General features: G+C 40.8%; 14 protein-coding genes. 6 read left to right on the top strand and 8 right to left on the bottom strand.

What is annotated here, in order from left to right:
* Positions 1-69 precede the first annotated feature (69 nt).
* On the bottom strand, positions 70-438 hold the full coding sequence (locus tag ONT18_RS17360; protein ID WP_264907154.1) for a helix-turn-helix domain-containing protein: 369 nt from the start codon (positions 436-438) through the stop codon (positions 70-72).
* 17 nt (positions 439-455) lie between these two features.
* Here ONT18_RS17360 and ONT18_RS16725 point away from each other — a divergent pair, with 17 nt between their 5' ends.
* The 4 genes from ONT18_RS16725 to ONT18_RS16740 all read left to right on the top strand — a co-directional run bounded on the left by ONT18_RS16725 (position 456) and on the right by ONT18_RS16740 (position 3,475).
* Positions 456-1,163 carry a nitroreductase family protein gene (locus ONT18_RS16725; protein ID WP_264907156.1) on the top strand — a complete coding sequence of 236 codons (708 nt, stop codon included), beginning with the start codon at positions 456-458 and terminating at the stop codon, positions 1,161-1,163.
* Positions 1,160-1,390, top strand: coding sequence for a hypothetical protein (locus ONT18_RS16730; RefSeq protein ID WP_153098322.1), 231 nt, complete (start codon positions 1,160-1,162; stop codon positions 1,388-1,390). Before ONT18_RS16725 ends, ONT18_RS16730 begins: the two co-directional genes overlap by 4 nt.
* A gap of 220 nt (positions 1,391-1,610) precedes the next feature.
* On the top strand, positions 1,611-2,711 hold the full coding sequence (locus tag ONT18_RS16735; RefSeq protein ID WP_264907160.1) for an AAA family ATPase: 1,101 nt from the start codon (positions 1,611-1,613) through the stop codon (positions 2,709-2,711).
* Positions 2,708-3,475 (top strand): hypothetical protein, encoded by a 768-nt coding sequence (locus tag ONT18_RS16740; RefSeq protein WP_264907162.1) that lies wholly within the window; start codon positions 2,708-2,710, stop codon positions 3,473-3,475. The genes ONT18_RS16735 and ONT18_RS16740 overlap by 4 nt, the downstream gene beginning before the upstream one ends.
* A 274-nt stretch (positions 3,476-3,749) precedes the next feature.
* Here the strand turns inward: ONT18_RS16740 and ONT18_RS16745 are convergent, their stop codons facing one another.
* The 7 genes from ONT18_RS16745 to ONT18_RS16775 all read right to left on the bottom strand — a co-directional run bounded on the left by ONT18_RS16745 (position 3,750) and on the right by ONT18_RS16775 (position 9,604).
* The gene (locus ONT18_RS16745) at positions 3,750-4,190 is read right to left on the bottom strand and encodes an Hsp20/alpha crystallin family protein (RefSeq protein WP_117729553.1); all 441 of its coding nucleotides are present in this window, start codon (positions 4,188-4,190) and stop codon (positions 3,750-3,752) included.
* 336 nt (positions 4,191-4,526) lie between these two features.
* A complete protein-coding gene (locus tag ONT18_RS16750) occupies positions 4,527-5,006 on the bottom strand; it encodes a DUF4186 domain-containing protein (RefSeq protein ID WP_420493228.1) in 480 nt (159 codons plus the stop codon).
* A 57-nt stretch (positions 5,007-5,063) separates the two neighbouring features.
* Positions 5,064-6,578 carry a Na+/H+ antiporter NhaC family protein gene (locus ONT18_RS16755; protein ID WP_264907164.1) on the bottom strand — a complete coding sequence of 505 codons (1,515 nt, stop codon included), beginning with the start codon at positions 6,576-6,578 and terminating at the stop codon, positions 5,064-5,066.
* A gap of 34 nt (positions 6,579-6,612) precedes the next feature.
* Positions 6,613-7,860: an MFS transporter gene (locus ONT18_RS16760; protein ID WP_117588116.1), complete on the bottom strand. Its 1,248-nt coding sequence runs from the start codon at positions 7,858-7,860 to the stop codon at positions 6,613-6,615.
* Positions 7,861-7,925: 65 nt separating this feature from the next.
* Complete coding sequence (locus tag ONT18_RS16765; protein ID WP_264907167.1) at positions 7,926-8,930, bottom strand: HipA domain-containing protein; 1,005 nt, start codon at positions 8,928-8,930, stop codon at positions 7,926-7,928.
* Positions 8,927-9,256: a HipA N-terminal domain-containing protein gene (locus tag ONT18_RS16770; RefSeq protein ID WP_144153490.1), complete on the bottom strand. Its 330-nt coding sequence runs from the start codon at positions 9,254-9,256 to the stop codon at positions 8,927-8,929. The genes ONT18_RS16765 and ONT18_RS16770 overlap by 4 nt, the downstream gene beginning before the upstream one ends.
* Positions 9,257-9,268: 12 nt before the next feature.
* Positions 9,269-9,604, bottom strand: a complete 336-nt coding sequence (locus ONT18_RS16775) for a helix-turn-helix domain-containing protein (protein ID WP_264907170.1) — start codon at positions 9,602-9,604, stop codon at positions 9,269-9,271.
* A gap of 329 nt (positions 9,605-9,933) precedes the next feature.
* On the opposite strand from ONT18_RS16775, the gene ONT18_RS16780 reads away from it, so the two are divergent.
* Positions 9,934-11,034 carry an AAA family ATPase gene (locus ONT18_RS16780; protein ID WP_264907160.1) on the top strand — a complete coding sequence of 367 codons (1,101 nt, stop codon included), beginning with the start codon at positions 9,934-9,936 and terminating at the stop codon, positions 11,032-11,034.
* Positions 11,031-11,798 (top strand): hypothetical protein, encoded by a 768-nt coding sequence (locus ONT18_RS16785; protein ID WP_264907162.1) that lies wholly within the window; start codon positions 11,031-11,033, stop codon positions 11,796-11,798. Before ONT18_RS16780 ends, ONT18_RS16785 begins: the two co-directional genes overlap by 4 nt.
* Positions 11,799-12,212 lie beyond the last annotated feature (414 nt).

Below are 12,212 nucleotides of genomic sequence, written 5' to 3' on the forward strand. Positions count from 1 at the left end.
ACGATTTGAAATAGGTATGTTTCATCTTACCGCCCAAAAAAGGATAGCTTTTCTCTTATCCTACTATATTTAAACGGTTTGACGAATCTCATATTTAACCTCCATGCCAAGGATATCCATGATTTTTTCAACCGTCGATAGGGAAGGGTTGCCTTTACCGCTCTCTATTTTCTTGATGGTAGAAATGGCTATCTCAGACATGTCTGCGAGGTCTTGCTGGGTAATCCCCAAGGCCTTACGCTGCAATTTCATTACTTCTTGAATTTTCATACCAAGTAGTATATTATATTGTACTTTTCCTGCAAAGTTAACCAGAAAATCTAGATTACGCAAGAAAAGGTATAATATATTGTTCTTTTTATAAAAAATTATAAGTTTCTGAGATTTTTCTTGTTTTTTTGCCTTTGAATATTGTTTTTTTCTTAACTTTGCATGCACAATTCATTATAGAAATCATGACTATAGAAGAAGCTATCAAACAAAGACATAGTGTACGAAAGTACATACACAAAACTCTTTCAACTGAGGTAGTTAGAGCACTTGAAGAAAAAATCTTGGAGTGCAACAAAGAGGGTGGCCTTCACATACAACTGGTTACCCAAGAAACCAAGGCATTCTCCGGCATTATGTCATATGGAAAATTCCATGGCGTGGAGAACTATCTCGTAATGGCAGGGCAAAAAGACGACGATCTTGATGAGCGTATTGGCTATTATGGCGAACAGCTTGTGCTGCTTGCCCAAGTCCTAGGACTCAACACCTGCTGGGCAGGATTAAGCTATCGCAAGGTGAATGAAGCCTACAAGATTGAAAAAGGGGAGAAGTTGACATGCATGATTGCCTTGGGATACGGAGAGTCACAAGGGGTTAGTCACAAAATCAAGACCATGGAACAGGTGAGCAATGCAACCAGCAATTCTCCTTCATGGTTCCGAAAGGGCGTGGAAGCAGCTCTTCTTGCTCCCACTGCCATCAATCAGCAGAAGTTCTCATTCTTCCTGCAAGACCAGGAAGGTACAAAAGCTGGTTGTAAACCCAAAGTTCTTGCCAAGAGAGGCTTCTCAATGGTAGGATATACCAAGATGGACCTCGGTATTGCCAAGCTTCACTTTGAAATAGGAGCAGGAAAGGAAAACTTTAAGTGGGTGGTAAAGAAAGTATGAGAGACTTCACGGAAATATGGCAACTTCAAGATACCATCATTACAGCAGTCAACGCATGCGGTTATGGTGTCTGGGATTTGCATGCTACCAATTGGGGATTTCATCTGGAGTTAACAGAACATTTGGATGATGCAGAAATCTGCAATATCTGCAGTCAACTTCCGCTTTCTGGAGATTATGAAGGAGAAGGCACAAATGGTTCTGTTCTAAGTTTGTACAACTACTGATTATTGATGTTCAAAAATAAAATAAAGCATATAAATTGTATTGCAAGGATTATTATCTTAAATATCCGTAAAAAAATTACGGCGTATTGATATTTTGTATATCTTTGCAACTGCTTAGCTGCACTTGACATTATAATAAAAGATAGTTTGCATTGTTTAAGTGTGTATTAGCTTTGCACCAACAAAATTGTTATCAATTAAAAATAAAGTATATATAAGCATGCTAGTAAAATTTGCCGTAACGAACTATAGAGGATTTGCCAATCGTATAGAATGGGATTTGTCGAAACCAAGTAACTATTCGTTCAATACTTTTGCCATTAAAGATGGTATCATCAAGAATGGCATCGTATATGGACCTAATGGTTCTGGCAAGTCAAACTTTGCAATGGCCATCTTCGACATTACCAATCATCTTTCACAGAAGTGGAAGAAGGTGAACTATTATGATAACTTTACATATACGGGAAAGTTGAACTTCCCCGTAAAATTTGAATATACATTCAAGTTTAGAGATAATACGTTACTATATACATATAGCAAATCACCTGATGGAAAACTGGAGGAAGAAGAACTTGTTGTGAATAACAAGCTTATTTTCTGCAACAAGAATTCTGTCTTGACATTGGATGATGTTGAATTCCCGATGGATTCTGCGGTGAAGGCAAACCTTGCCAATAACGCCAATAATGTATCCATCGTAAACTTTCTGCTTACTTCCTATCCTCTTGCCAAGGAACATTATCTTCTGAAACTGCAGCAATTCGTAAACTCAATGTTATGGTTCAGAAGTGTTGAAAAAAATGAGTTTATGGGGTTGGCTACTGCTCCGGCAAATCTCGATGAGTATATCATCAAGAATAAGCTGACTCAGGACTTTGAGGAATTCATCCATCGGGTAAGCGGACAAAGTTTTGAGTTTCAGGAGCCAAAGGATGATGATAAAGAGTTGTATTGCGTATTTGGATTAGGTCGCATTCCATTCGATAAGATTGCATCAACGGGTACTCAATCTCTGATGCTGCTATATTACTGGCTGAAACAGATGACAAAAGCATCGTTCGTTTTCATAGATGAATTTGATGCATTCTATCATTTCAGACTCTCTTATGAGGTTTGCAAAACCCTCTTTTCCCTTCCATGTCAGGCTTTTACATCATCACACAACACCTATCTGATGACCAACGACTTGCTTCGTCCAGATTGCAATTTCATCTTGCAAGACAACAAAATCAAGCCGTTGAGCGACTGCACTCAAAAAGAGTTGAGATTCGGGCATAATATAGAAAAAATGTTTAGAGGTAACGCATTCGAAGTATGATACTATTCGTTTTTGAAGGAGTAAAACGGGAGCCGGATTTGTTCCGCACCATCCAGCGATTATACTTTGCAAATAGAGATGAGCAGATAGTATGTTCCTATAACAACAACATCTATCAGCTATACAAAGATTTGCAGGAGTATGATGGCGATGGAGATATTGTGTCTTTGCTGATGGAGAAATTTGCTGGTCAAGCAGACAATCCGCTCAAGGATATTGATGCATCTGCTGACATTTCTGAAATCTATCTGTTCTTCGACTATGACTTTCATAACCGGAATTTATCTCTCGAAGAAATCAACAGGCAGGTAAAGGAAATGCTTGAAACATTCAACAACGAAACAGAGTTTGGTAGGCTATATATTGACTATCCGATGGTTGAGTCTATACGATATACTAAGCAGTTGCCCGATGCAAACTATTGGACGTATTCTGTAACACGTTCTGAGTGGGGTAAGTTTAAAGGTGTATCTGCAGATTTTTCTGCGTATGACAGTTTCGATTTCATCCTACTGAAAGATCATCGAGAGCCAACAGAAGTAGAGATGGAGGAAGTTAAGCAAAATTGGGAATATTTAAAGGAAATGAATGTGGGAAAAGCGAACTATCTATGTAAGGGGAAGAATACGATGCCTGCATCTAAAGAAGACATACTTCAAGACAAAATATTCAACTCACAAGTAGAACAGTATGTGAATACCGAAGATTGCAAAGTAGCTGTACTCAATGCTTTCCCAATTTTTCTGTTTGACTATTTCAAATAATATTTTAAGAGAAGGTTATCATACGAGGACATTCTATTAAGCAACATATTTGGACTATCTAAAATTATATTTGCACAAATATGCGTAAGGGCAATAGGTTTAAGAGTAGCTAAGCTCATATTGACATTATTACTGACAGCAGGGTTGCTTTAATTCATCTAATTATTCGTTTAAAAAAAAGGGCTAGCCCCATAATCAGGACTAGCCCCCAGTTTTAATTATTTTCTCGATGCAATGAATGTATCTTGAAAGCTGCATAGCACTTCAAGAAAGATTACTTAACCTCAATGTGCTTAACATCGTCTTTCTTCTCCTCCTTGGCTATCTTAGGAATCTCAATCTTCAAGACACCGTCACTGACCTCAGCGGAAATCTTCTCCTGATCAGCATCCTCTGGCAAAGCATAACTCTGAGAGTAGCTGCTGTAAGAGAACTCACGACGCAAGTAATGCTCTTCCTTCTTCTCCTCCTTCTTCTCATCCTTGTTCTCGATGGATACATTCAGATAGCCATCCTTATCGATGTTCATCTTGACCATATCTTTCTTCAAACCAGGAGCTGCAACCTCCATCGTATAAGCTGTAGCACTTTCCTTGACGTTGACTGCAGGAGCTGTTGCGTTCATGTGTGGCATCAAGCCTGTATCAAAGAAGTTGTCATTAAACCAACTGTTCAACCAATTTGAAACACTGTTATTTCTACGAGCTAACAACATCATGTAAAACCTCCTAATTCTATTTTTCTCGTCCTCTCTTCGCCTTCCGGCTCAGTCGGGATTTCTCATTGTTTTTAATTTATCCTTTTTAATAACGATTGCTTCGGCTTACGAGGTTCAAGGATTTCTAGAAACCCTCAACTGTCATTACTTAGGGTTCTTGTCGTTCCCCTTGCCCTTTCGGCTTCGGCTTTCACTCTATGTAGGAGCAAGTTACGTGCCAACCCGGTTTATAGATTTGGAGTAAACAGTTTTTGCCAATTTTGACTAAATATTCTGCAAAATTGACAACAATGGATAATTAATTTAAACTTTGCTGCTAAAACTTCATGCTTTTTAAACCTGTTTTTCAATCCATGCCATCAGTACTGCTACAGCATACTGCTGTTCTTCTCCTGTCAGCTGTCTTCCGGCAGGTATATGATGCCATTTGAAGAAACAACCACGGCAACAGCAGCCTGTAGCATGCTGGGCAATGAATACAGGATGCCCTCTCATAGGCGTCTGCTTGCCGTCATTGGGAATCACGGCAGGAGCAAGGCGTTTGGCAACGAAATCCTCCGCATGCTTACGGATGGTAGCCAAACCCTTTTCTGCAATATATTCCTTATCCTTCTTCGAGAGATGGAATCGGCTGCGAAAAGCTGATTGGGAAAGTCTTTCAAACAAATCAGTCAAGTCATACTCTTTGTCTGGAGAAGTATCGCTTTCCATGTCTTCTGAAGAGATAGAGTCTTTCTGATGATCCTCTTTTTCCTCAGGAAACAAATTAAGTTCTACATATTTTGCTTGGTTTACTTTTGATTCTTTTTTCATTTCTATTAGCCTCCTATATCTAGGAATCTCCTATTCATATTAATGGATATCAGACTCTTACGCTGCTGATGCTTTGTTTTCCTTGGGTTGTGGGTTGGGTACGAAGCCAAGGATGGCAACCAGACAACTCATCAAAGGACTGATGATGTTGAAGAAGCAGAAGGGGAGATAGACAAGTGTCGGGATACCAAGAACCGTACTCTGCGTCATACCGCAGGCTGTCCATGGAACCAATACGCTCGTTACGGTAGCGCTATCCTCTGTACTACGGCTCAAGAGTTCCGGACGATAGCCTCGTTCGGCATATTCATCCTTATAGATAGATGCATTCATAATAATGCTCAGGAACTGGTCACCCATAACGAGATTGAGCAAGACGCCTGATGTCACGGTGCTGCAGACAAGTGATACGGTGCTGTGGATGCTTTTCAGGAGCATGTGGGTAATGGCGTGGAGCATGCCGCTGGCTACCATACATGAACCGAAACACATGGCACAGAGGATGAGCCAGATGGTATTGAGCATGCCAGCCATACCTCGGGTGGCTACGAGATCATTGATGTTAGCCATGCCGCAATCTACCTGGGTATGGGTATAGCAGGTGGTCATGATTCCTTCAAAGAGGCTTTTGGCAGAGATGCTGTCTTCACCTGCTATCCCTACAAGTACTTCCGGCTGGAGAATGAGGGCACAGATGCATGCTGAAAGGGCTGAAAGAAGAAGTGTGATGAGGGATGGCGTCTTACGGTAGATGAGCCATCCTGTAAAAGCCGGAACCAGCATCGTAAACAAGGAGATATTGAAACCATGACTCAGACCGGTGAGATACTGGCTGATATCCACTGGCTTGGAATCATAACAGAGTCCGATGATGAGATAGAGTACCAGCGAGAGCAGGATGCTTGGTATGGTAGTATAGAGCATATAGCGGATATGTGAGAAGAGATCCGCTCCGGCTATACTCGAAGCAAGGACGGTGGTATCGCTCATTGGCGAGAGTTTATCCCCGAAATAGGCACCGGAGATAATAGCTCCAGCGGTGTAGGGGGCTGGTATTCCCAGGGCATCACCGATTCCCATCAGAGCAATACCGATGGTGGCAATAGTGGTCCATGAGGTTCCCGTCATCACAGAAATGATGCTAGAGATGATGCATGCGCAGGGAAGGAAAAAGGTTGGCGACATGATCTGTACACCATAATATATTAATGTGGGTACCACACCACTGATCATCCAGGTAGCTGACATCATTCCGATGAGCAGCAGGATCAGGATAGATACTCCGGCATCGCCCACGGTCTTTTTGATCATCTCTTCAAAGATATTCCATTTCATCCTATAGATGCCCATACCGAGTGCTACACAAACGGCTGTGGCTATCATGAGGGCCACCTGAGAGGCACCAGCCAGGGCATCATCAGGGAAGATTTTGACAACCAGGACGATGAGGGTGATAAGTACTGCCAGCGGTATGACAGAAATAAAAGGATGTGGTGCAACTGGCTGCAGAGACGAGCAGGATGCCTGATTCTCTGCAGCTTGAGATTTCTGTTTCTTTTCTTCTTGTTCCATTTGTTAATATTCTCTTATCATTTTAGTCTTTCATTTACTTTGCGTTTTCATCCGTTTCTTCAACGCTCTTCTTCTGTGTATTCGGCAAGAATCCTGCAATGATGCCGAGCAATGGCAGGAAGGCACTCACCTGGAAGATAAACTCGATGCTCGTCTTGTCTGCTAACCAGCCGAAGAAAGCAGAGCCCAAACCTCCCAAACCAAACATCAGTCCGAAGAAAATGCCGGCTATCAGTCCTACTTTATCTGGCATCAGGTCGGTAGCATATACCACGATGGAAGAGAAAGCCGAGGCAATGATCAATCCTGACAGGAAGGTAAAGATGATGGTCCACGTGAAGTTGACGAAAGGCATGGCGATGGCGAAAGGTGCTGCCCCCAGAATGGAAAACCAGATGACATACTTTCTGCCGAACTTGTCACCCAGCATTCCTCCTGCCACTGTTCCTATGGCAAAGGCTGCAAGGAACACGAAGAGACACAGCTGTGAAGTCTGTACCGAGACCCCGAACTTATCCATCAGGAAGAAGGTGAAGTAGCTCGTGATGCACGCCGTATAGAAATACTTGGAGAACACGAGCATGATGAGGATGAACAGTGCCCAATACTTCACCCTTTTGGAAATATGGGTATTGAGAAGCGGTTGTTTCTGCGGATGGTTCACCACGTAAGCCAGTCGTGCCTTGTACCAGACTCCCAATCTTACCATGATGATGGCAGCGAGGAGGGCTGCAAGGGCAAACCAGGAGATGGCATGCTGTCCGAAAGGCAGGATGATGATGGCAGCCAGCAGCGGACCTACTGCCGATCCGCCATTGCCGCCCACCTGAAAGATAGATTGTGCCAGACTCTTCTTGCCTCCCGATGCCATCTGTGCCACTCTTGAAGCTGTGGGATGAAACACGGATGAGCCCAGACCTACGACGCTCACAGCCAGGAGAATCAGAAAATAATTCTCGGCAAAAGCCAGCAGGAGCAAGCCCACCAAGGTGAAGCACATGCCGAGGGAAAGAGCATAGGGACGGGGATGCTTGTCAGCATAAAGCCCCGTAAAAGGTTGCAGGATGGAAGACGTCATCTGGAAGACCAGCGTGATGATACCTATCTGTGCAAACGAGAAGTCGAACTTATCCTTCACAATCGGATAGATGGAAGGGATAATCGACTGAATCATATCATTCAAGAAATGGGAAATGCTACAGATGATGAGCATGGAATATACCGTACCCTCTACCATCTTAGGATTTCCCTTGATTTTACTACCTATTGACTTGATGTTCATTGTATTAATTTAAATTATTATTTTTCAAGCACTGGCGCCATGAAAAGATTTCCCGTTCATGATTCTCATTCTGATTTACGATTGAATCTTTGAATTCTTTCTTTGACTATTCGTAAATAGGTGCGTTTCATCTTGTCTGTCAAAAAAGAATTGTTGACCAAATGCTCTACTTCGTCAGGCAAGACTGGAAAAGAGTCAAGAATCATTTCTATACGCTTCTTCTTCAGACCGATATGCTCTCCAAATCTCTCAAAGTCCAGACGGCATGGATGCCCTGTTCGCTCATACACATCACTTTTCTCCAGAGTCAGAGAAAGCCCCCCATTCAACCCCAGATCATCGCCCTCGATATGGAGACAGGTGTTCATCAGGTCATAGGCGGGAGCAAGCTGGTAATGGTCGCCAATTCTCATGATGGAGAAGTTTTTCAGATGGTCGTCGCCGTTGCCGTAGATGTAATTGAATACAACCAACTTAAAGAAACGTTCCATGGCTATCATCCAAGCAGGAATAAATCGTTTTATTGCACAGGCAATATCCTCGAAGCATCCATCATATTTGAAATAAGTACCTTGCTCGGCTTCATTCTTACCAACCAGAGAAGCGAAATCCTCCATGAGATATTTGCTTCCATCCTTGGCTATGTCAAATCTCTTGGTAATATATACCATATCTCCATGAGGGGTAAAGCAAAGACCATTTTCTGCTGTAATGATACCATATACCTGTGAAGCTATCTGCATGGTAAGATGCTCGTTAGCAGGAATCTGCTTCCTTGTATAAAGAGTATTGTCCCAAGGTGCTGGCTTCAGAATATAGCGAGAACGTTCATCCGTCTGCGAGATTCTGATGATTCCATTCTCTATCACTGCAGGAAATTTCTCCTGAGCTCCAGAAACAGAGATACGTCTCATGGCTATCATAGTCTCTGATGTCTTACTGATTTCATCTATTTCAAAATCAAGCAAATGCGACACTTTCTGACCATCAAACAGTTTTTTGCAAGCTGTAGGAGAGTAAGTGGAAAAACCATCTGCAAGGGTGGATGGGCAATGATTTAATTCTTTCATGATTCTACTTCTTTTACAGTTAATGCTCCTATCGTATCATGGGTTGCTATCTTCAGAAGAAGTCCAAAGAAATCCTTCTCATCCAATCGCCAACTTCTGCAGACTATCTTTCTGTTTGCTCCTTCTGGAAGCATATTGGTAAAAACAGGGAATAGATAATCAGACTGATAAGGCTCTTCCCTGAAAGGCATGGTAAGTGAGACTGGATCATGGGTCCTATCCATCATATACTGCTTGTCGTATGTGAAGGTATAACCTCTGCCAGGAGTTGACTCCTCTAAGAATCCTGCTTCTGTGTCGTGACAATAAACGATAGCTTTTCTCATGACTTACTTTATTTAAACTGTTTGACGAATCTCATATTTAACCTCCATGCCAAGGATATCCATGATTTTTTCAACCGTCGATAGAGAGGGGTTTCCTTTACCACTCTCTATTTTCTTGATGGTAGAAATGGCTATCTCAGACATGTCAGCGAGGTCTTGCTGGGTAATCCCCAAGGCCATACGCTGCAATTTCATTACTTCTTGAATTTTCATACCAAGTAGTATATTATATTGTACTTTTCCTGCAAAGTTAACAAAAAAATCTAGATTACGCAAAAAAAGGTATAATATATTGTTCTTTTTATAAAAAATTATTATTTCATGGAATTTTTCTTGGTTATTTGCCATTGAATATTGTTTTTTTTCTTAACTTTGCATGCTTCCCATTTTCTAAGGTGTCTTATCGTAAATAGAAAGTTTGCAGTACACCCTATTGAGAGGAATCACCATATAACTTTAGCAATTAGTTTTTTTAATGATAAAGCATTTAAATTGTATTGCAAGGATTATTATCTTAAATATCCGTAAAAAAATTACGGCGTATTGATATTTTGTATATCTTTGCAACTGCTTAGCTGCACTTGACATTATAATAAAAGATAGTTTGCATTGTTTAAGTGTGTATTAGCTTTGCACCAACAAAATTGTTATCAATTAAAAATAAAGTATATATAAGCATGCTAGTAAAATTTGCCGTAACGAACTATAGAGGATTTGCCAATCGTATAGAATGGGATTTGTCGAAACCAAGTAACTATTCGTTCAATACTTTTGCCATTAAAGATGGTATCATCAAGAATGGCATCGTATATGGACCTAATGGTTCTGGCAAGTCAAACTTTGCAATGGCCATCTTCGACATTACCAATCATCTTTCACAGAAGTGGAAGAAGGTGAACTATTATGATAACTTTACATATACGGGAAAGTTGAACTTCCCCGTAAAATTTGAATATACATTCAAGTTTAGAGATAATACGTTACTATATACATATAGCAAATCACCTGATGGAAAACTGGAGGAAGAAGAACTTGTTGTGAATAACAAGCTTATTTTCTGCAACAAGAATTCTGTCTTGACATTGGATGATGTTGAATTCCCGATGGATTCTGCGGTGAAGGCAAACCTTGCCAATAACGCCAATAATGTATCCATCGTAAACTTTCTGCTTACTTCCTATCCTCTTGCCAAGGAACATTATCTTCTGAAACTGCAGCAATTCGTAAACTCAATGTTATGGTTCAGAAGTGTTGAAAAAAATGAGTTTATGGGGTTGGCTACTGCTCCGGCAAATCTCGATGAGTATATCATCAAGAATAAGCTGACTCAGGACTTTGAGGAATTCATCCATCGGGTAAGCGGACAAAGTTTTGAGTTTCAGGAGCCAAAGGATGATGATAAAGAGTTGTATTGCGTATTTGGATTAGGTCGCATTCCATTCGATAAGATTGCATCAACGGGTACTCAATCTCTGATGCTGCTATATTACTGGCTGAAACAGATGACAAAAGCATCGTTCGTTTTCATAGATGAATTTGATGCATTCTATCATTTCAGACTCTCTTATGAGGTTTGCAAAACCCTCTTTTCCCTTCCATGTCAGGCTTTTACATCATCACACAACACCTATCTGATGACCAACGACTTGCTTCGTCCAGATTGCAATTTCATCTTGCAAGACAACAAAATCAAGCCGTTGAGCGACTGCACTCAAAAAGAGTTGAGATTCGGGCATAATATAGAAAAAATGTTTAGAGGTAACGCATTCGAAGTATGATACTATTCGTTTTTGAAGGAGTAAAACGGGAGCCGGATTTGTTCCGCACCATCCAGCGATTATACTTTGCAAATAGAGATGAGCAGATAGTATGTTCCTATAACAACAACATCTATCAGCTATACAAAGATTTGCAGGAGTATGATGGCGATGGAGATATTGTGTCTTTGCTGATGGAGAAATTTGCTGGTCAAGCAGACAATCCGCTCAAGGATATTGATGCATCTGCTGACATTTCTGAAATCTATCTGTTCTTCGACTATGACTTTCATAACCGGAATTTATCTCTCGAAGAAATCAACAGGCAGGTAAAGGAAATGCTTGAAACATTCAACAACGAAACAGAGTTTGGTAGGCTATATATTGACTATCCGATGGTTGAGTCTATACGATATACTAAGCAGTTGCCCGATGCAAACTATTGGACGTATTCTGTAACACGTTCTGAGTGGGGTAAGTTTAAAGGTGTATCTGCAGATTTTTCTGCGTATGACAGTTTCGATTTCATCCTACTGAAAGATCATCGAGAGCCAACAGAAGTAGAGATGGAGGAAGTTAAGCAAAATTGGGAATATTTAAAGGAAATGAATGTGGGAAAAGCGAACTATCTATGTAAGGGGAAGAATACGATGCCTGCATCTAAAGAAGACATACTTCAAGACAAAATATTCAACTCACAAGTAGAACAGTATGTGAATACCGAAGATTGCAAAGTAGCTGTACTCAATGCTTTCCCAATTTTTCTGTTTGACTATTTCAAATAATATTTTAAGAGAAGGTTATCATACGAGGACATTTCCCATTTTCTAAGGGTGATTATGATAAATAGGCGGTACATATATATCAGTTTGGAATTTGTACTTCGGAAATATGCGGGTGTCAAATATTGTTTCTTAATTATCGCAATTTCCGTATTTTCAATCTAGAAGGTCATGATGATAAAAATCTTTTGGTTTGATAGCGTATTACTTGCTCTCTGCAAGACGAATCACCTATAGTTGTACGACCGTAAGGCTACAGTTGTACGACTATATAGGCTATAGTTGTACAACTCTGGAGTTATAGTCGTACAACTATAGGGGTTATAGTTGTACGACTACAGAATTCCGGATTTCCGAAGAAATTAGTGAGATTTATAACACGTTGAATATCTGACGATTACGAATTTCGCCATATTT

The organism is Segatella copri (assembly GCF_026015295.1).
GTDB lineage: Bacteria > Bacteroidota > Bacteroidia > Bacteroidales > Bacteroidaceae > Prevotella > Prevotella copri_C.

Coding starts and splice junctions, on each gene's coding strand:
- ONT18_RS16780 (WP_264907160.1), top strand. CDS start 9,934: ATGCTAGTAAAATTTGCCGTAACGAACTATAGAGGATTTGCCAATCGT.
- ONT18_RS16750 (WP_420493228.1), bottom strand. CDS start 5,006: ATGAAAAAAGAATCAAAAGTAAACCAAGCAAAATATGTAGAACTTAAT.
- ONT18_RS16770 (WP_144153490.1), bottom strand. CDS start 9,256: ATGAGAAAAGCTATCGTTTATTGTCACGACACAGAAGCAGGATTCTTA.
- ONT18_RS16760 (WP_117588116.1), bottom strand. CDS start 7,860: ATGAACATCAAGTCAATAGGTAGTAAAATCAAGGGAAATCCTAAGATG.
- ONT18_RS16745 (WP_117729553.1), bottom strand. CDS start 4,190: ATGTTGTTAGCTCGTAGAAATAACAGTGTTTCAAATTGGTTGAACAGT.
- ONT18_RS16765 (WP_264907167.1), bottom strand. CDS start 8,930: ATGAAAGAATTAAATCATTGCCCATCCACCCTTGCAGATGGTTTTTCC.
- ONT18_RS16725 (WP_264907156.1), top strand. CDS start 456: ATGACTATAGAAGAAGCTATCAAACAAAGACATAGTGTACGAAAGTAC.
- ONT18_RS16735 (WP_264907160.1), top strand. CDS start 1,611: ATGCTAGTAAAATTTGCCGTAACGAACTATAGAGGATTTGCCAATCGT.
- ONT18_RS16775 (WP_264907170.1), bottom strand. CDS start 9,604: ATGGCAAATAACCAAGAAAAATTCCATGAAATAATAATTTTTTATAAA.
- ONT18_RS16730 (WP_153098322.1), top strand. CDS start 1,160: ATGAGAGACTTCACGGAAATATGGCAACTTCAAGATACCATCATTACA.
- ONT18_RS16755 (WP_264907164.1), bottom strand. CDS start 6,578: ATGGAACAAGAAGAAAAGAAACAGAAATCTCAAGCTGCAGAGAATCAG.
- ONT18_RS16785 (WP_264907162.1), top strand. CDS start 11,031: ATGATACTATTCGTTTTTGAAGGAGTAAAACGGGAGCCGGATTTGTTC.
- ONT18_RS16740 (WP_264907162.1), top strand. CDS start 2,708: ATGATACTATTCGTTTTTGAAGGAGTAAAACGGGAGCCGGATTTGTTC.